The organism is Parahaemophilus parainfluenzae, assembly GCF_001053575.1.
Taxonomy (GTDB): Bacteria; Pseudomonadota; Gammaproteobacteria; order Enterobacterales; family Pasteurellaceae; genus Haemophilus_D; species Haemophilus_D parainfluenzae_S.
On record NZ_JVSL01000017.1, the window covers coordinates 134,590 to 152,981 of the forward strand.

Annotated in this window: 17 protein-coding genes; 14 read left to right on the forward strand and 3 right to left on the reverse strand. The window is 39.9% G+C overall.

Going from position 1 to position 18,392, the window contains the following annotated elements; translation table 11 throughout:
* Positions 1 to 191: 191 nt before the first annotated feature.
* The 11 genes from AC979_RS02750 (at position 192) to rplS (ending at position 10,917) form a co-directional block, all read left to right on the forward strand.
* Positions 192 to 2,219, forward strand: a complete 2,028-nt coding sequence (locus AC979_RS02750; RefSeq protein WP_049372772.1) for a BCCT family transporter — start codon at positions 192 to 194, stop codon at positions 2,217 to 2,219.
* 64 nt (positions 2,220 to 2,283) lie between these two features.
* A complete protein-coding gene (locus tag AC979_RS02755; RefSeq protein ID WP_049372773.1) occupies positions 2,284 to 4,203 on the forward strand; it encodes a BCCT family transporter in 1,920 nt (639 codons plus the stop codon).
* Positions 4,204 to 4,403: 200 nt separating this feature from the next.
* A complete protein-coding gene (gene tatA / locus AC979_RS02760) occupies positions 4,404 to 4,634 on the forward strand; it encodes a twin-arginine translocase TatA/TatE family subunit (protein ID WP_049372774.1) in 231 nt (76 codons plus the stop codon).
* A 2-nt stretch (positions 4,635 to 4,636) separates the two neighbouring features.
* On the forward strand, positions 4,637 to 5,242 hold the full coding sequence (gene tatB, locus AC979_RS02765) for a Sec-independent protein translocase protein TatB (RefSeq protein ID WP_049372775.1): 606 nt from the start codon (positions 4,637 to 4,639) through the stop codon (positions 5,240 to 5,242).
* 9 nt (positions 5,243 to 5,251) lie between these two features.
* The gene (gene tatC, locus AC979_RS02770) at positions 5,252 to 6,046 is read left to right on the forward strand and encodes a twin-arginine translocase subunit TatC (RefSeq protein WP_049372776.1); all 795 of its coding nucleotides are present in this window, start codon (positions 5,252 to 5,254) and stop codon (positions 6,044 to 6,046) included.
* 56 nt (positions 6,047 to 6,102) lie between these two features.
* Positions 6,103 to 7,125: a porphobilinogen synthase gene (hemB, locus tag AC979_RS02775; protein ID WP_049363661.1), complete on the forward strand. Its 1,023-nt coding sequence runs from the start codon at positions 6,103 to 6,105 to the stop codon at positions 7,123 to 7,125.
* 233 nt (positions 7,126 to 7,358) lie between these two features.
* Entirely contained in the window at positions 7,359 to 8,708 is a 1,350-nt protein-coding gene (gene gdhA, locus AC979_RS02780; protein WP_049372777.1) for an NADP-specific glutamate dehydrogenase, read from the forward strand.
* 226 nt (positions 8,709 to 8,934) lie between these two features.
* Positions 8,935 to 9,180, forward strand: a complete 246-nt coding sequence (gene rpsP / locus AC979_RS02785; RefSeq protein ID WP_005697005.1) for a 30S ribosomal protein S16 — start codon at positions 8,935 to 8,937, stop codon at positions 9,178 to 9,180.
* 44 nt (positions 9,181 to 9,224) lie between these two features.
* A complete protein-coding gene (rimM, locus tag AC979_RS02790) occupies positions 9,225 to 9,752 on the forward strand; it encodes a ribosome maturation factor RimM (RefSeq protein ID WP_049372778.1) in 528 nt (175 codons plus the stop codon).
* Between the two features lie 37 nt (positions 9,753 to 9,789).
* The gene (gene trmD / locus AC979_RS02795) at positions 9,790 to 10,530 is read left to right on the forward strand and encodes a tRNA (guanosine(37)-N1)-methyltransferase TrmD (RefSeq protein ID WP_049372779.1); all 741 of its coding nucleotides are present in this window, start codon (positions 9,790 to 9,792) and stop codon (positions 10,528 to 10,530) included.
* Positions 10,531 to 10,566: 36 nt separating this feature from the next.
* The gene (rplS, locus tag AC979_RS02800) at positions 10,567 to 10,917 is read left to right on the forward strand and encodes a 50S ribosomal protein L19 (RefSeq protein WP_005697898.1); all 351 of its coding nucleotides are present in this window, start codon (positions 10,567 to 10,569) and stop codon (positions 10,915 to 10,917) included.
* 60 nt (positions 10,918 to 10,977) lie between these two features.
* On the opposite strand, the gene rho is transcribed toward rplS, so the two are convergent.
* The gene (gene rho, locus AC979_RS02805) at positions 10,978 to 12,240 is read right to left on the reverse strand and encodes a transcription termination factor Rho (protein WP_005695393.1); all 1,263 of its coding nucleotides are present in this window, start codon (positions 12,238 to 12,240) and stop codon (positions 10,978 to 10,980) included.
* A gap of 230 nt (positions 12,241 to 12,470) precedes the next feature.
* Between rho and argH the strand changes: the two genes are divergently transcribed.
* Positions 12,471 to 13,844 (forward strand): argininosuccinate lyase, encoded by a 1,374-nt coding sequence (gene argH / locus AC979_RS02810; protein WP_049372780.1) that lies wholly within the window; start codon positions 12,471 to 12,473, stop codon positions 13,842 to 13,844.
* Positions 13,845 to 13,904: 60 nt separating this feature from the next.
* Here argH and AC979_RS02815 read toward each other — a convergent pair whose 3' ends face one another.
* Both AC979_RS02815 and serB read right to left on the reverse strand, forming a co-directional pair.
* Positions 13,905 to 14,396 carry a YajQ family cyclic di-GMP-binding protein gene (locus AC979_RS02815; RefSeq protein ID WP_049372781.1) on the reverse strand — a complete coding sequence of 164 codons (492 nt, stop codon included), beginning with the start codon at positions 14,394 to 14,396 and terminating at the stop codon, positions 13,905 to 13,907.
* A gap of 20 nt (positions 14,397 to 14,416) precedes the next feature.
* Entirely contained in the window at positions 14,417 to 15,361 is a 945-nt protein-coding gene (gene serB, locus AC979_RS02820; RefSeq protein WP_049372782.1) for a phosphoserine phosphatase, read from the reverse strand.
* A 68-nt stretch (positions 15,362 to 15,429) separates the two neighbouring features.
* Between serB and AC979_RS02825 the strand changes: the two genes are divergently transcribed.
* A complete protein-coding gene (locus AC979_RS02825) occupies positions 15,430 to 16,107 on the forward strand; it encodes a YtjB family periplasmic protein (protein WP_143422669.1) in 678 nt (225 codons plus the stop codon).
* Between the two features lie 85 nt (positions 16,108 to 16,192).
* Positions 16,193 to 18,190, forward strand: coding sequence for a transketolase (gene tkt, locus AC979_RS02830; RefSeq protein WP_049372783.1), 1,998 nt, complete (start codon positions 16,193 to 16,195; stop codon positions 18,188 to 18,190).
* The last annotated feature ends 202 nt before the right edge of the window (positions 18,191 to 18,392 follow it).

An 18,392-nucleotide genomic window follows, 5' to 3' on the forward strand; every position in this document is an offset into this window, starting at 1 on the left:
ATATTGATGTTTTGATAATATATATTTCGTATTTGGAAACAATCCACTCAAATCCTACTGAGCGTTTCCTTCAAAATCGCACTTCTCCGTGCTATCATTTGCGATGGTTCCATCTCACCATTTAGGGTTTAAGACCTTATTTTATTTAATCTGATTTTATTTTTATTCACTTAATTTTTAAGGGGGAAGCGTTGTCTTTATCTAAATTTATGGAAAAGCAAACGTCGTTCAATCCTTTAGTGATTGGTGCAACGTTATTTTTTGTGGTGTTACTGGTAGCAATGATTTTAATTGCACCGGAACAAACACAAACTTTATTAAATGCTGCCAAATCGGGCATTTTTGCCAACTTTAGTTGGTTTTACGTATTAGCATTCTCAGTGTTTTTGGGCTTTTTAGTCATTTTATCAGTCAGTAGCCTAGGTAATATCAAATTAGGCAATGATGAAGAAGAGCCTGAATTCGGTTTTCTCTCTTGGTTGGCAATGTTATTTGCTGCCGGCATGGGTGTAGGGTTGATGTTCTTTGGTGTCGCAGAGCCATTGACGCATTACTTATCTGATATTACCACAGGCAGTGCAGAGCATAAGCAACAAGAAGCCTTGTTACACACCTTATTCCACTGGGGAATTCATGCCTGGGCGGTGTATGGCACGATTGCGTTGGCATTGGCTTACTTTGGATTCCGTTACAAATTACCTTTGGCATTACGTTCTTGTTTCTATCCGTTATTGAAAGAGCGTATTAATGGCAAGTTAGGCGATCTTATCGACATTATGGCGTTACTTGCCACCTTATTTGGTGTTATCACAACATTAGGTTTTGGTGCATCACAATTGGGTGCAGGCTTACATCAATTAGGCTGGATTAGCGAAAATAGCTTCAGCTTGCAAGTTGTCGTAATTGCCGTGGTAATGAGTTTAGCGATATTTTCCGCGATTTCCGGTGTAGGGAAAGGGGTAAAAATCTTAAGTGAGCTGAATTTAACATTAGCTTTCTGTTTGTTGATTTTCGTCTTAGTGGCGGGGCCAACACTTTATTTATTATCCGCTTTTAGCGACAATATCGGAACTTATCTCAGCAACTTAGTACAATTAAGCTTCAAAACCTATGTTTATGAACAAGAACATACTGGCTGGTTTAGCGGTTGGACAATTCTGTATTGGGCATGGTGGTGTTCTTGGGCGCCATTTGTCGGTTTATTTATTGCGCGTATCTCGAAAGGACGTACCATTCGCGAATTTATTTTTGGCGTGTTGGTGATTCCTAGCATGTTCGGTATCTTGTGGTTTACCGTATTTGGTAATACGGCCATTTGGTTGAATGATGGTGAAGCTGCAGGTACGTTAGGACAAATGATTTCCTCGCCTGAAACGTTGCTCTTTAAATTCTTAGATTATTTACCGCTTTCTGGTGTGACCGGTTTAGTGAGTTTAGTGGTGATTTCTTTATTCTTTATCACCTCGGCAGACTCCGGTATTTATGTATTAAATAACATAGCATCACGCGATAAAAGCCTTGTAGCACCTCGTTGGCAGGCCGTAATGTGGGGTATATTAATGTCAGTCGTCGCGATTGTTTTAATGCAATCGGGTGGTTTGGCAAACCTGCAGGCAATGACTTTGTTGGTAGCATTACCTTTTGCGATGTTGATGTTGCTGATGTGCTTTAGTTTATGGAAAGGCTTGAGTGCAGATAAAAAATATTTTGATACCAAAGTTAATCCAACCAGTATTTTCTGGACAGGTGATAAGTGGAAAGAACGTTTGGAACAAATGATGAACCAAACGCAAGAAAAAGATATTTTACGTTTCCTTAAACATACGGTATTGCCGGCAATGCGTGAGCTACGCCAAGAATTGATTGGTAAATATGACTTGAGTGTGCAAATTAACACGTTATTTGATCAAGATGAACCTGCAGTCGAGTTAGTCATTCAGAAAGATTTGATGAGAGACTTTATGTACGGGGTGAAATCTATCGGTCGTGAGGTGTCAGAGCAATTAATTAATGACGATAACTTGCCACATATCCAGCATAGTATGACTTATGAGCCATACACTTATTTCTTTGATGGTCGAGTGGGTTATGATGTGCAATATATGGATCAAGATGAATTAATTGCTGATATGTTGAAACATTATGAACGTTATTTAAGTTTGCTAGACGATGTTGGTCAAGAATTGATGGCACACGAGCAAACAGAATTGGCTGAATAATAAGACTAAAGTGCGGTTGAAAATCCTCTAAGTTTTTAACCGCACTTTTTATCTTAAAACAAATATGAAGATACAAAATACTTTCAAAGCAAATGTTATTTGGGGCAGTTTAGGTTTTAGTTTAGCGATTATTGCAGCCCTTTTATTTGATACGCAGCAAACGATATCTTATCTTGCTGCGGCGAAAGCATTTATTTTCTCTCAATTTAGCTGGTTTTATATTTTACTGAGTGCATTTTTTCTATTCTTTTTACTCTTCTTAGCATTAGGACGATATGGTGATATTAAGCTGGGGGGCGATGAGGAAGAACCAGAGTTTAAATTAGGCTCTTGGATTGCATTACTCTTTACCTCTGGAATTGGTATTGGTATTGTTTTTCTTGGCGTTGCTGAACCGCTTTCACATTTTCTTTCACCAATAGGTGAATATGAGAAAGTTCGAACGGCATTATTTTTTAGTATTTTTCATTGGAGTATCAGTGCTTGGGCTATTTATGGATTAATTGCACTTACGATTGCTTATTTCGGATTTCGCTATAAATTACCCTTTTCTTTACGCTCTTGTTTTTATCCCTTACTGAAAGAAAAGATTAATGGAAAAGTGGGGGATGTCATTGATATTCTCGGGATTTGTACCACCTTATTTGGCGTAGTCGCAACCTTAGGTTACAGTGCAATTCGGTTGGCGGCAGCGTTCCATTCCATGCATTTATTGGATAACTCACCGTATTTGGTTCCCTTTATTTTGGTGAGTGTTTTTATCATTGCTATATTAATTTCACTGCAAGGGATTGCCAACGGGTTCCGTATTCTTAGTGAGCTAAATCTAGGCGTTACCTTTCTCTTTATGTTATTGGTTTTGCTATTCGGTCCGACAATATATTTAATTTCTGCTTTTACGGAAAATATTGGTACCTATTTAAGCGGTTTAATTAGAGTCGGTTTCAAGGCTTATGCCTATGATGTAGAACATCTAGACTGGTTTATGGATTGGACGGTTTTTTACTGGGCATGGTGGTTTTCATGGGCACCCGGCTTTGGGATTTTTATCGCACGGATTTCTCGCGGACGAACTTTACGGGAGTTTATTTTCGGCGTATTGATGGTGCCAAGTTTATTCTTCGTTTTGTGGTTCACGGTATTTGGTAATGGAGCCATTTGGGTTAATGAGCATCTTGCTAAGGGGGCATTAGGTCAAGCTGTAAATAATGTGGGGTCACTCCTTTTTGATTTTCTGAGTTATTTACCCTATTCCGGCTTAACTAAAACGTTAGCTTTATTTATTATCACACTCTTTTTTATCGTCACCATTAACTTTGGTATTTATACGCTTAATAATATTGCGATTGAAGACAAAAGCCAGGTTTCACCTCGTTGGCAATCTATGTTCTGGGGTGGGCTATTGTCAGCAGTTACGTTTGTTCTTTACCTTTTTGGTGGTATTGAAATACTCCAATCAACGATGTTGTTTTTTTCTTTACCTTTCGCTCTGTTGATGTCAGTGATGGCATGGAGTTTGTTGAAAGGTTTACGATTTGAGCGTCAATATTATTCCACAGAGGTTTCAGATTTGTGGACAGGTGCAAACTGGCGTAGCCGTTTAAGACAGTTAGTGATTGAACCTAAGCGAGATGATGCCATTTTACATTTAAAAACAACGGCGCTTTTGGCAATGAGAGAGTTGCGCCAGTTACTCATCGGTACCTATGGTTTAAATGTGACCTTACAGCAACATTTTGGTCGTGATAATAATCAACTGGTTCTTTCTATTGAAAATGGTTTAGCAGAAGATTTTTTTTACCAAATTACCTTGTTCGAGAAGCCTGAGCCTGAAACTGCACAAGTTCAACATGCATTAATGGTTTCAACCAATATTCAATTGGAAGGTTGTCCTTTGAGTATTACAAATGAAGAGGATTTGATCGTAGACATCTTGCAATGTTATGAGCGATACATGAAAGAACTGGATTTTGTTATTTCATAATTTCTGTCACATAAGCTTAATATGGTGGACGAGAGTTAATGTCTGATGAATAAACAGAACTGGCTGAATAATAAGACTAAAGTGCGGTTGAAAATCCTCTAATTTTTTGACCGCACTTTTAAAATTACCTCTTGAGACAAATGCATAAAAAGAGTATATTCAAGCCCAAATTTTCAATTTAATTCTAACGGAGTTTTTCTATGTTTGGTTTATCCCCAGCACAAATGATTATTTTATTAGTCGTGATTTTATTAGTATTCGGTACCAAAAAATTACGTAATGCGGGATCTGATCTTGGCGCAGCAGTAAAAGGCTTTAAAAAAGCGATGTCTGATGACGAGCTGAAAAAAGATGCTGAGTTTACTCAAATTAAAGACAGTACAACCACCGCTGAAAAAACTGAAACTGTAAAAGATAAAGAACAGGCATAACCGTGTTTGATATTGGTTTTTCCGAACTTGTTTTATTGATGCTTGTGGGCTTGGTAGTGCTAGGCCCTAAGCGTTTACCTGTGGCTATTCGCACGGTAATGGGCTGGGTGAAAACGATCCGTGGATTGGCAGCTAATGTTCAAAATGAATTAAAACAAGAGCTTAAATTGCAAGAGTTGCAAGATAGTATTAAGAAAGCGGAACAACTTAATCTCAAACAGCTTTCCCCAGATTTAAGTAAAACCGTTGAAGAGCTGAAAGAGCAAGCTCAAAAAATGCGTGCAGAGTTAGAAGAAAAAGCGGCTGCAGCAGGTACAACGGTGGAAGAGCAAATTAAAGAAATTAAAAGTGCGGCTGAAAATCCGGCTGATTCTGCGGAAAAACTTGAGGTAAGCGCACAAGAAACAGCAGCGAAACCGGTTGAAACAGCATCCACAGAACATGCAGAGAATGAAACTGCCGAAGTTTTGGAATCTGAAAAAACAGAAGTGGATTTGACCGCACTTGAACCTCATGAACAAGCTGAATTAACTGAGCGTTTATCCGATTACTATTCGCCGGATGATGTGGAGCTACAGCCAGCACCGAAATCTGAAGCGAAGTCCTAGAGAATAATTATGAGCAATATGACGGACGATTCCCAACCGTTAATTACCCATCTTGTTGAACTAAGAAACCGCTTATTACGTTGTGTAATTTGTATTTTAGTGGTTTTTGTGGCGTTGGTTTATTTTTCTAATGATATTTATCATTTTGTCGCCGCACCTTTAACCGCGGTGATGCCAAAAGGTGCAACGATGATTGCAACCAATATCCAAACGCCTTTCTTTACGCCAATTAAATTAACCGCGATTGTTTCGGTGTTTATTTCTGTACCTTATTTGCTTTATCAAATTTGGGCATTTGTTGCACCAGCACTGTATCAACATGAAAAACGTTTAATTTATCCGTTATTATTTTCCAGTACAGTTTTATTCTATTGCGGTGTAGCGTTTGCTTATTATGTTGTTTTCCCTTTCGTGTTTAGTTTCTTTACGCAAACTGCACCAGAAGGGGTAGCTATCGCAACAGATATCAGCAGTTACCTTGATTTTGCGCTAGCATTATTCTTGGCTTTCGGTGTGTGCTTTGAAGTACCCGTTGCCATTATTTTGCTTTGCTGGACAGGTGTCACAACCACGAAAGCATTGGCGGCAAAACGCCCTTATATTATTGTGGGAGCGTTCTTTGTTGGCATGATCTTAACGCCACCAGACGTGTTCTCTCAAACTTTACTTGCTGTACCAATGTGTCTTCTCTTTGAATTAGGCTTGTTAGTTGCACGTTTCTATCAACCGAAAGAGGATGAAGAAGAGGCAACTGATGAAGAAAGTGCGGTAGAAAATCAGGGTGATTTGAATCACAAAGATTAAGAAAATGGGCGTAGGTGATACGCCCTTTTAACATCATAAAAACAGGAAATATTATTATGACTCAACAAATTTTAGGCGGTTTTCCAACCCGTCGCCTTCGTCGTTTACGTAAACATGATTTTAGTCGCCGTTTAGTGGCAGAAAATACTTTAACCGCGAATGATTTAATTTATCCGGTATTTATCATTGAAGGTGAAAATCATCGTGAACCAGTTCCTTCTATGCCTAAAGTTGAACGTTTAACGATCGATCAGTTATTAATCGAAGCAGGCCTTTTAGTGAAATACGGCGTGCCAGTGATTTCATTATTCCCAGTAGTTGAACAAGATAAAAAATCTTTAATGGCAGATGAAGCGTTTAACCCGAATGGTTTGGTACAGCGCGCAGTGAGAGCATTGAAAGCCGCTTATCCAGAATTAGGGGTATTAACTGATGTCGCACTCGATCCTTATACACTACACGGACAAGACGGGATCATTGATGAAGAAGGCTATGTCTTAAACGATATCACAACAGATATCCTGATTAAACAGGCTGTTTCACACGCTGAAGCAGGAGCTGATATTGTGGCACCAAGTGATATGATGGATGGACGTATTGGTCGTATTCGTCAGGCATTGGAAGAAAATGGTCATATCAATACGCAAATTATGGCGTATTCTGCAAAATATGCGTCTAATTATTATGGTCCATTCCGTGATGCAGTCGGTTCTGCGGGCAATCTGAAAGGTGGTGACAAGAAAACCTATCAACTTGATCCAGCCAACGGTAATGAAGGCTTGCAAGAAGTGGCTCTTGATTTACAAGAAGGGGCAGATATGGTGATGGTGAAACCAGGTATGCCATATTTAGACATGGTATATCGTGTGAAAGACTATTTCGGCGTGCCAACCTTTGCTTATCAAGTTTCTGGTGAATATGCGATGCATATGGCGGCCATTCAAAATGGTTGGCTGAAAGAAAAAGAATGCATTATGGAATCATTGCTTTGCTTTAAGCGTGCGGGTGCGGATGGTATTTTGACGTATTTTGCGAAGCAAGTCGCTGAATGGCTTTACTTAGAAGGTAAAAATAAATAAGCACTTTTTAACTTGAAGTGCTAATCTAGGTGTTAATTTTAGATCTCATCTAATAAAAACGAGAAAATATTAAACATTTTCTCGTTTTTTATTTTTTCTTCATTTTTTCTATAAAAAAACTATTGCCTAGTTGATTTTTCTATTGTTATATTGATGACACGCCGCAACAAGACGGTGATAAATAAAATAACGTTACACACATCATATTAACTCACTACTAGAAGGAAAATCCTATGTCAGCAGTAGCATCATTAGACGCATTTCTTGAAAAAGTGGCTCAACGTGACGGCCACCAACCTGAATTTTTACAAGCCGTTCGTGAAGTCTTCACGTCAATCTGGCCTTTCTTGGAAGCAAACCCTAAATACCGTTCAGAAGCTTTATTAGAGCGTTTAGTTGAGCCAGAGCGCGCAATCCAATTCCGTGTGGCATGGACTGATGATAAAGGCCAAGTTCAAGTAAACCGTGCTTTCCGTGTGCAATTCAACAGTGCAATTGGTCCTTTTAAAGGGGGGATGCGTTTTCATCCATCTGTTAACTTATCTATTTTAAAATTCTTAGGTTTTGAACAGATATTTAAAAATGCCTTAACCACATTGCCAATGGGCGGTGCAAAAGGCGGCTCAGATTTTGATCCTAAAGGAAAATCAGATGCTGAAGTGATGCGTTTCTGCCAAGCGTTAATGGCCGAATTATATCGTCATGTAGGCCCGGATACTGATGTGCCTGCCGGTGATATTGGTGTAGGTGGTCGTGAAGTAGGCTATCTTGCAGGCTATATGAAAAAATTATCAAACCATGCGGCTTGTGTCTTTACTGGTCGTGGTCTTTCATTTGGGGGGAGCTTAATTCGTCCAGAAGCAACGGGGTATGGATTGGTTTATTTTGCCCAAGCAATGCTTGCAGAGAAAGGGGATAGCTTCCAAGGTAAAACGGTTTTAGTTTCCGGTTCGGGTAACGTGGCGCAATATGCGATTGAAAAAGCGATGGCGCTCGGTGCGAAAGTCGTAACCTGTTCTGACTCTGCGGGTTACGTGTATTTACCAGAAGGATTCGATCGTAAAAAATTAGAAGCGTTATTAGAGCTCAAAAATGTAAAACGTGGTCGAGTAGAAGAGTTTGCAAAACAATTTGGTCTTCAATATTTTGCAGGTAAACGCCCTTGGGAAGTGAAAGCAGATATTGCACTTCCTTGCGCAACCCAAAACGAATTAGAGATTTCAGACGCTAAAGCTCTAATTGCAAACGGTGTGAAATTGGTTGCTGAGGGTGCAAACATGCCAACCACTATCGAAGCGACAGAAGCATTCTTAGAAGCTGGTGTATTATTTGGCCCAGGTAAAGCGGCTAATGCAGGTGGTGTTGCTACATCAGGTTTAGAAATGGCGCAAAGTTCACAACGTTTATACTGGACAGCTGAAGAGGTGGATAGACAGCTTCATCGCATCATGTTAGATATTCATGCAAACTGTAAAAAATACGGTTCAGCAGAAGGCCAAGCAAACATTAACTATGTAGTGGGCGCAAACGTAGCTGGCTTTGTAAAAGTAGCCGATGCAATGTTGGCACAAGGGGTTTATTAATTCACAAAATGAATAAAAAATTGACCACACTTTGTGATGAAGTGCGGTCATTTTTTATGGGGAATTTCTCAAGTAGAAATAGGCTATTGGCTTGCTTTTTTGCTCAAAAAGTGTAAAATCTTCAGGCTTTTTGTCTATATATACAGAGAAAAAAGTAAGCTATATTCTTAAATCACTTTCGAGTTTGAGAATATTCTTTTAGTAATTAAACATTTAGAGGAAGGTTATGGTAACCATTCGTTTATCTCGTGGCGGAGCTAAAAAACGCCCATTTTATCAAATCGTAGTAGCTGACAGTCGTTCACCACGTGACGGTCGTTTCATTGAGCGTGTAGGTTTCTTCAACCCAATCGCACAAGGTAATGCAGAACGTCTTCGTGTTGATCTTGAGCGTGTAAACCACTGGGTTGCTCAAGGTGCATCACTTTCAGATCGTGTTGCAACTTTGGTAAAAGAAGCTCAAAAAGCATAATCTCGCTTTTTGATTTAGTTCTTAAACTAAGATAGGTGAAAAATATGGAACAACAACGCATTGAAGTTGTGGGCAAATTAGGCTCAACCTACGGTATCCGTGGGTGGTTACGTATTTATTCATCAACAGAACAAGCTGAAAGCATTTTTGATTATAAACCTTGGTTTTTAAAAATCAAAGGTGAATGGCAGCCAACTGAATTAGAAAACTGGCGTCATCATAATCACGAAATCATCGTTAAATTAAAAGGCGTTGATGATCGTGAAGCTGCACAAACTTTAGCGAATGTTGAAATTGGTGTGGATTTATCTGTTTTCCCTGAACTGGAAGAGGGCGATTATTACTGGCACGATTTAATCGGTTGTTCAGTCGTCAACCTAGAAGGTTATACAATGGGAACGGTAACAGAGATGATGGAAACCGGTTCTAATGATGTGTTAGTGGTTAAAGCCAATACCAAAGATGCTTTTGGAAAACAAGAGCGGTTAATTCCGTTTTTGTATGAACAAGTAGTTAAAAGAGTCGATCTCACCACGAAAACTATTGAAGTGGATTGGGACGCTGGTTTCTAATCTCAAGTATGCACAAACGTAATGTAGTAGGCTTTTTATGTGGATAGGGGTGATTTCATTATTCCCCGAAATGTTTAAAGCGATTACGGAATTTGGGGTTACAGGTAGAGCCGTAAAACATAATCTTCTGCAAGTAGAATGTTGGAATCCAAGAGATTTTACATTCGATAAGCATAAAACCGTGGATGACCGTCCTTATGGTGGTGGCCCGGGAATGCTGATGATGGTGCAACCTTTACGGGATGCGATTCATGCTGCGAGAGCAGCTGCAGGAGAAGGCGCAAAGGTGATTTACCTTTCGCCACAAGGACGTAAACTCGATCAAGGTGGCGTAACCGAACTTGCTCAAAATCAGAAATTGATTTTGGTATGTGGGCGTTACGAAGGTATTGATGAGCGATTGATTCAAACTGAAATTGATGAAGAATGGTCAATCGGCGATTACGTTCTGACCGGTGGGGAGTTGCCGGCAATGACATTAATTGATGCTGTTGCGCGTTTTATTCCCGGTGTATTAGGTAAGCAAGCCTCCGCAGAAGAAGATTCTTTTGCTGATGGTTTATTAGATTGCCCGCATTACACCAGACCGGAAGTGTTAGAAGGATTAACTGTACCACCCGTGCTGATGTCGGGACATCACGAAGAAATTCGGAAATGGCGATTAAAACAATCGCTACAAAGAACGTGGCTCCGACGCCCTGAGCTCTTAGAAGGCCTAGCTCTGACTGACGAACAACGTAAGCTGTTAAAAGAGGCGCAAGCCGAACATAACAGTTAGTTTCAGTTACATCTAGGATCAATAAAGGATCAAACAATGTCTAACATTATCAAACAACTTGAACAAGAACAATTAAAACAAAACGTACCTAGCTTCCGCCCAGGTGATACTTTAGAAGTTAAAGTATGGGTAGTTGAAGGTAGCAAACGTCGTTTGCAAGCATTCGAAGGCGTGGTTATTGCAATTCGTAACCGTGGCTTGCACTCAGCATTCACTTTACGTAAAATTTCTAACGGCGTAGGTGTTGAGCGTGTATTCCAAACTCACTCTCCAGCTGTAGATTCTATCGCTGTTAAACGTAAAGGTGCAGTACGTAAAGCTAAACTTTACTACTTACGTGAACGTTCAGGTAAATCAGCTCGTATTAAAGAGCGTTTGGGCGAATAATTCGCAAAATAAAAAAGGCTTGGTTTTCCAAGCCTTTTTTGTTTTTAAGTGCGGTCAACATTAAGACCGCTTCATAATTTCAAAAAACTCATCGTTAGTTTTTGCCACCATAAGTTTGTCGATGAGGAATTCCATCGCTTCCACTTCACCCATTGGGTTAAGGATTTTGCGAAGAATCCACATTTTTTGTAATTCATCTGGTGTGGTAAGTAAGTCTTCTTTACGCGTACCTGAACGGTTGAAGTCGATTGCAGGGAACACACGTTTTTCTGCAATTTTACGAGAAAGATGTAATTCCATGTTACCGGTACCTTTAAATTCTTCAAAGATAACCTCATCCATTTTTGAACCGGTATCTACAAGTGCGGTTGCAATAATGGTTAAACTACCACCTTCTTCTACGTTACGTGCAGCACCAAAGAAACGTTTTGGACGATGCAACGCATTTGCATCCACACCACCAGAAAGAATTTTACCGGATGCTGGTGTAACGGTATTGTAAGCACGTGCCAAACGCGTGATAGAGTCGAGTAAAATCACCACGTCTTTTTTGTGCTCAACAGAACGTTTTGCTTTCTCGATAACCATTTCAGCTACTTGAACGTGACGAGCAGCTGGTTCATCAAAGGTAGAGGCAATCACTTCACCTTTTACTGAACGTTGCATTTCCGTTACTTCTTCAGGGCGCTCATCGATTAAAAGCACAATAAGTTCACATTCAGGGTAGTTGTGCGTGATGCTTTGTGCAATATTTTGTAGCAACATGGTTTTACCGGCTTTTGGTGGTGCTACGATAAGACCACGCTGACCTTTACCAATCGGAGAGGCTAAATCCAAAATACGCGCGGTTAAATCTTCGGTTGAGCCATTACCACGTTCCATTCTTAAACGAGAATTTGCGTGTAATGGGGTTAAGTTTTCGAAAAGAATTTTACTACGAGAGACTTCTGGTTTGTCATCGTTGACTTGGTCGACTTTTAAAAGTGCAAAATAGCGCTCGCCCTCTTTTGGTGGACGGATTTTGCCTTCAATTTTATCACCAGTTTGAAGATTGAAGCGACGAATTTGACTTGGAGAAACGTAGATGTCATCAGGACCAGCAAGGTAGGAACTGTCTGCGGAGCGTAAGAAACCGAAACCATCGGGTAAAATCTCCAACACGCCGCCGCCAAAAATATCTTCACCGCTCTTGGCGTGTTGTTTCAAAATAGCAAAAACAATATCTTGTTTACGTAAACGGGCAAGATTTTCCAAACCCATTTGTTCTTCGCCAAGTTTCACAAGATCAGAAACAGGCGTATTTTTAAGTTCTGTAAGATGCATAATTAATAATGTTGGAACGAATAAGAGTTGATAATACTGAAATGTTTGAATGGTGGGCAATGCCCTTAAGAATGGTGCGTAAATTACCACTAAAATTTAATACTGTCTAGTTTTTGTTAGAAAAAACAGGGTAAAATAGCAAACTATGAAGAGATTATTATTGCATGTTGATTAATTATGCGCAATAATTGAATAATTAATCAGCGTCAAAATTAAAAGAAGGATAACCTATGGCTCTCTGGGGTGGTCGTTTTACACAAGCGGCAGATAAACGTTTTAAAGATTTTAATGATAGCCTGCGTTTTGATTATCGCTTGGCAGAGCAAGATATTGAAGGCTCCATTGGCTGGTCTAAAGCTTTAGTCAATGTTGGTGTATTAAGTGCTGAAGAGCAACAACAGCTAGAAGTTGCCTTAAATGAATTATTAATCGAAGTGCGGTCAAATCCACAGGCGATTTTACAAGATGATGCAGAAGATATTCACAGTTGGGTGGAAAGTAAGCTTATCGATAAAGTAGGTAATTTAGGTAAAAAATTACATACGGGTCGTAGCCGTAATGACCAAGTTGCACTTGATATTAAAATGTGGTGCAAACAACGTGTAGCGGAGTTGCAAGAGTCTATTCGTAATCTTCAACGTCACTTGGTACAAACTGCTGAAAATACGCAAGATGCGGTGATGCCGGGGTATACTCATTTACAACGTGCTCAACCAATTACTTTTGCCCATTGGTGTATGGCTTATGTGGAAATGTTTGAGCGTGATTATTCTCGTCTTGCCGATGCTTATAAACGCATGAATAGTTGCCCATTAGGCAGTGGTGCACTTGCGGGAACTGCCTATGCGGTCGATCGTGAACAATTAGCCGCAGATTTGGGTTTTGCTTTTGCGACGCGTAATAGTTTGGATAGCGTCTCTGATCGTGACCATATTGTGGAATTACTCTCAACAGCTTCTTTAAGTATGGTTCACCTTTCTCGTTTCGCAGAAGATATGATTATTTTTAACAGTGGTGAAGCGAATTTTGTGGAATTATCGGATCGTGTGACTTCTGGTTCCTCTTTAATGCCACAAAAGAAAAATCCGGATGCTTGTGAATTAATTCGTGGTAAAGCGGGTCGTGTCATGGGTGCATTAACCGGTATGTTGATGACCTTAAAAGGGTTGCCATTAGCGTATAACAAAGATATGCAAGAAGACAAAGAAGGGATCTTTGATGCGTTAGATACCTGGCAAGATTGCGTAGATATGGCGACTTTTGTACTAGATGAATTAAAAGTGAATACCGACCGTACACGTGAAGCCGCTTTAAAAGGTTACTCAAATGCAACAGAGCTAGCAGATTACCTTGTGGCAAAAGGTGTACCATTCCGTGATTCTCATCATATTGTCGGTGAAACCGTGGTTTATGCCATTGAAAAAGGAAAAGCCTTGGAAGACTTAACCATTCCTGAATTCCGTCAATTCAGCGATGTAGTGGGGGATGATGTATATGACATTCTTTCACTACAATCTTGTTTAGATAAACGTTGTGCGAAAGGTGGGGTTTCACCACTTCGTGTCGCAGAAGCGATTGCAGAAGCAAAAGCGAGATTAGCTTAATTAGCGCAAATAAAAAGAGCGGTCAAAAATGTTGTGTTTTTTGACCGCTCTTTCGTTTTCTTAATCTCTGAAGTTATTAAATTGGAATGGTTGGCCTAATTCAGCGCCTTTCACCAATTGAATAACAGCTTGTAAATCGTCACGAGATTTACCAGTTACGCGTACTTGTTCACCTTGAATTTGGGTTTGAACTTTGATTTTTGAATCTTTCACTAATTTAGTGATTTTTTTCGCCATCTCTGTTTCAATCCCTTGTTTTAATTTGATTTCTTTGGTGTAAAGTTTACCGTGGTGTTCACTTTCTGTTGGAATATCCAACGAGCTATGCTCAATGCCACGTTTTACAAACGCCCCAATTAAAATTTCAATTAACTGTTCTAATTGAAAATCTGATTCGGTCGTCACTTTCACCGTTTCGCTTTTTTCATTTAATTCAATGGCCGCTTCCACGCCACGAAAATCATAACGTGTACTTAATACGCGGTTTGCATTTTCAACCGCATTACGCACTTCGTGCATAGTAATTTCAGATACGATGTCAAAAGATGGCATAAATTTTCTCCCAAAATGAATTAAATTCGATCATTTGCACTTAAAAGACATAAAAGTGCGGTTAAGTCAGCAAAGTTTACCACAATTTGTGCTTGTTGTTGCACCTTCGGTTTCGCATGAAATGCCACGCCTAATCCTGCGACCTTCATCATCGCCAAATCATTGGCTCCATCTCCAATAGCAAGGGTGTTTTTGCGTGGAATACCGTATTCTTCAGCGAGTTTTTGCAAGGTATTCGCTTTGTATTGTGCATCGACCACGCTACCTTTTACATTGCCGGTAAGCGTGCCATCAATAATTTCAAATTGATTAGACGCCGCAAAATCGAGGTTTAATAAACTTTTTAAATAATCGGCGAAATAGGTGAAACCACCAGAAGCAATAGCGGTTTTCCAACCATGTTGTTGTAATGTCTTAATGGTTTCAATTAAGCCAGGCATTAACGGTAATTTTTCACGTACTTGTTGCAAAATGCTTTCTGGCGCGCCTTTAAGCGTACCGACACGACGACGTAAACTTTGTTCAAAATCTAGCTCGCCACGCATGGCGCTTTCAGTAATGGCAGAAACCAGTTCACCCGTGCCAGCCAGTTTAGCGATCTCATCGATGCATTCAATTTGAATGGCGGTAGAGTCCATATCCATTACCAATAAACCTTTTTCTGATAATTTTGCATCAAAATCCAGTTTGGCGATGTCTAATTGCAGGTCGTGAGCATGGGCAATAAAATCGTCTAGCCATTTGCCTTTTAAAAGAACAACGGTATTTTTTTCAACGTTCCATGCATCAAAACACAGGAAAGATTGACCGCACTTTTGTTGGAATTCGAGTAATTTGGCTAAATTCAGCGTTGTACCGTATAAAATAAACGCATGCGATTCATCGGAGTGAGGCAAACCAGACGAAAGTGCGGTGGGGAATTGGGGATATTTTTGGGTAATGCTTGCAAGGTTTTGAATTTGCATAGAAAATCCTGTAAATTGTGAATACTCATCTATTCTAGCCGATCTTGGCGAAAAAATGGAAAAACAACGTGCAATTAATTAAAGAAAAACTTCAAAAATCACTGATGTTTGGACTCATCATTCTGCTTTGTATCGGTGCCATGGCGGTGATTTTATTTGGTGTGAAACAATTTAAGATTGGTTCACAGCTTTCAAGTGTGAATCAAGTAGCAAATTTATCGCATACTTTGGTTCGTCAGCAAGCCAATTTATTTTCAGTTTTATTAACCAATAATGCGAAATCCGATCAGCTCGTTGAAAATTTAGATAATTTAGTTAAAGAGAATTTTGTGCTTGATGCGACCATTTATGATTATAACGGCAAAGAATTGGCACAAAGTACTAATACCGGCAATCTTCGTGAGCAACTTGGCCTAGAACATAAAAATGAAGGTGAATTTTCAACACAACAAATTGTTGAGCCGATTTATTCCGCTTCCAATAATGCCGTTCGTGGCTTTTTGAGGGTAACATTTGATGCCCAATATGCTCAAACGACGCAGAGCAAAATTAATCAAGTCTTCCACCGCTTATATGGTGAAATTGTCGTGGTCTTTTTATTAGGTGCTTTATTCGCCAGTTCCATTCATTATTTTTTAAGTCATTATCGTCGAACATATCGAAAACCAGTGGAAACTAAAACGGTCGTTAATTTACAAGGTAAATCGAGTAGCCAGCGTTTCCATCAACGTCGTCGAAGAATTTGATCAAGTTAAATAAAATTGCAAATATTGGTTAAGCCAATCAGTAAATAGGGTAGAATACTTAGAATTATTTAGATAGGAGAAAAACATGGCAACTCGTAGACAACTCGCCAACGCAATTCGTGCGCTATCAATGGATGCAGTACAAAAAGCGAAATCAGGCCACCCAGGTGCACCGATGGGAATGGCGGATATCGCTGAAGTATTATGGCGCGATTTCTTAAAACACAACCCAAACAATCCTAAATGGGCCGATCGCGACCGTTTTGTACTTTCTAATGGCCACGGTTCAATGTTGATCTATAGCTTATTACATTTAACAGGCTATGATCTTTCTATCGAAGATTTAAAACAATTCCGTCAATTACATTCTAAAACCCCAGGCCACCCAGAATATGGTTATGCGCCAGGTGTTGAAACCACAACTGGTCCGTTAGGCCAAGGTATCACTAATGCAGTAGGGATGGCGATTGCTGAGAAAACCTTAGCAGGCCAATTTAACCGTGAAGGCCATGAAATTGTCGATCACCACACTTATGTGTTCTTAGGTGATGGCTGTTTAATGGAAGGGATTTCTCACGAAGCTTGCTCTTTAGCAGGCACATTAGGTCTTGGCAAATTAATCGCATTCTACGATGACAATAACATTTCAATTGATGGTCATGTTGATGGTTGGTTCAGCGATGATACGGCAGAACGTTTTGAAGCTTATGGCTGGCAAGTAATCCGTAATGTAGATGGTCACGATGCAGAACAAATTCGTGCTGCAACCATTCTTGCTCAAGCAGAAAAAGAAAAACCAACGTTAATTATTTGTAAAACCATCATCGGCTTCGGTTCACCAAATAAATCAGGTTCTCATGATTGTCACGGTGCACCATTAGGTGATGAAGAAATTGCATTAACCCGTAAAGCACTTGGCTGGGAATATGGTCCATTTGAAATTCCAGCAGAGTACTATGCAGAATGGTCAGCAAAAGAAAAAGGTGCAGCAGCAGAAAAATCTTGGGAAGAAAAATTTACTGCTTATGCAAAAGCATACCCTGAACTTGCCGCAGAATTTACACGTCGAGTAAACGGTGAATTACCGGCAAATTGGGCGGCAGAATCTAAAGCGTTCATTGAAAAATTACAAGCGAATCCTGCAAGTATTGCAAGCCGTAAAGCATCACAAAATGCCATTGAGGCTTATGCACACGTGTTGCCTGAATTCTTAGGCGGCTCTGCAGACTTAGCAAGCTCTAACTTAACGTTATGGAGCGGTTCTAAACCAATTCGTGCCCACGAAAACCTAGGTGGTAACTATATCAACTATGGTGTGCGTGAGTTCGGTATGTCAGCGATTATGAATGGTATTGCTTTACACGGCGGTTTCATTCCTTATGGCGCAACCTTCTTAATGTTCTACGAATATGCACACAATGCAGTGCGTATGGCAGCATTAATGAAACAACGCACTTTATTCGTTTATACGCACGACTCGATTGGTTTAGGCGAAGATGGTCCAACTCACCAACCAGTTGAGCAAACTACATCATTACGCTTAATTCCAAATCTTGAAACATGGCGTCCATGTGACCAAGTGGAATCAGCCATCGCATGGCAACAAGCGGTTGAGCGTCAAGATGGCCCAAGTGCGTTGATCTTTACCCGTCAAAACTTAGCACAAATGGACCGCACTTCTGCACAATTAGATGCCGTTAAACGTGGTGCTTATGTGTTAAAAGACTGTGAGGGTACACCAGAGTTAATCTTCATTGCGACAGGTTCTGAAGTGGAATTGGCAGTGAAAGCAGCAGATGTATTGACTGCTGAAGGTAAAAAAGTGCGTGTCGTCTCTATGCCAAGTACTAACCGTTTCGACAAACAAGATGCAGCGTACCGTGAAAGTGTGTTACCTGCAGCCGTAACCAAACGTGTTGCAATCGAAGCAGGTATTGCAGACTTCTGGTATAAATACGTTGGCTTTGAAGGTCGCGTGGTTGGTATGAATAGCTTTGGTGAATCAGCACCAGCAGATCAATTATTCAAACTCTTTGGCTTCACCGTGGATAACGTGGTAGCAAAAGCAAAAGAGATTTTATAATTATTAAAATAGATAAAGGCAGGCAATGACCTGCCTTTCTTTTTTGATTTGAAAAAAGTGCGGTCAAAAAATAAGAAAATTTTTGACCGCACTTTGTTTTTATCTGCTTTCACCTTGTTATCTAAGCCTTTTTTCGTCAATCCATTGAGTTCGCTTTTTAAGTTTGTTAAAATTTGCAACACTTTTTGCAATAAGAATAAAA

Coding starts and splice junctions, on each gene's coding strand:
- AC979_RS02755 (WP_049372773.1), top strand. CDS start 2,284: ATGAAGATACAAAATACTTTCAAAGCAAATGTTATTTGGGGCAGTTTA.
- tatA (WP_049372774.1), top strand. CDS start 4,404: ATGTTTGGTTTATCCCCAGCACAAATGATTATTTTATTAGTCGTGATT.
- tatC (WP_049372776.1), top strand. CDS start 5,252: ATGAGCAATATGACGGACGATTCCCAACCGTTAATTACCCATCTTGTT.
- hemB (WP_049363661.1), top strand. CDS start 6,103: ATGACTCAACAAATTTTAGGCGGTTTTCCAACCCGTCGCCTTCGTCGT.
- gdhA (WP_049372777.1), top strand. CDS start 7,359: ATGTCAGCAGTAGCATCATTAGACGCATTTCTTGAAAAAGTGGCTCAA.
- rpsP (WP_005697005.1), top strand. CDS start 8,935: ATGGTAACCATTCGTTTATCTCGTGGCGGAGCTAAAAAACGCCCATTT.
- rimM (WP_049372778.1), top strand. CDS start 9,225: ATGGAACAACAACGCATTGAAGTTGTGGGCAAATTAGGCTCAACCTAC.
- trmD (WP_049372779.1), top strand. CDS start 9,790: ATGTGGATAGGGGTGATTTCATTATTCCCCGAAATGTTTAAAGCGATT.
- rplS (WP_005697898.1), top strand. CDS start 10,567: ATGTCTAACATTATCAAACAACTTGAACAAGAACAATTAAAACAAAAC.
- rho (WP_005695393.1), bottom strand. CDS start 12,240: ATGCATCTTACAGAACTTAAAAATACGCCTGTTTCTGATCTTGTGAAA.
- argH (WP_049372780.1), top strand. CDS start 12,471: ATGGCTCTCTGGGGTGGTCGTTTTACACAAGCGGCAGATAAACGTTTT.
- AC979_RS02815 (WP_049372781.1), bottom strand. CDS start 14,396: ATGCCATCTTTTGACATCGTATCTGAAATTACTATGCACGAAGTGCGT.
- serB (WP_049372782.1), bottom strand. CDS start 15,361: ATGCAAATTCAAAACCTTGCAAGCATTACCCAAAAATATCCCCAATTC.
- tkt (WP_049372783.1), top strand. CDS start 16,193: ATGGCAACTCGTAGACAACTCGCCAACGCAATTCGTGCGCTATCAATG.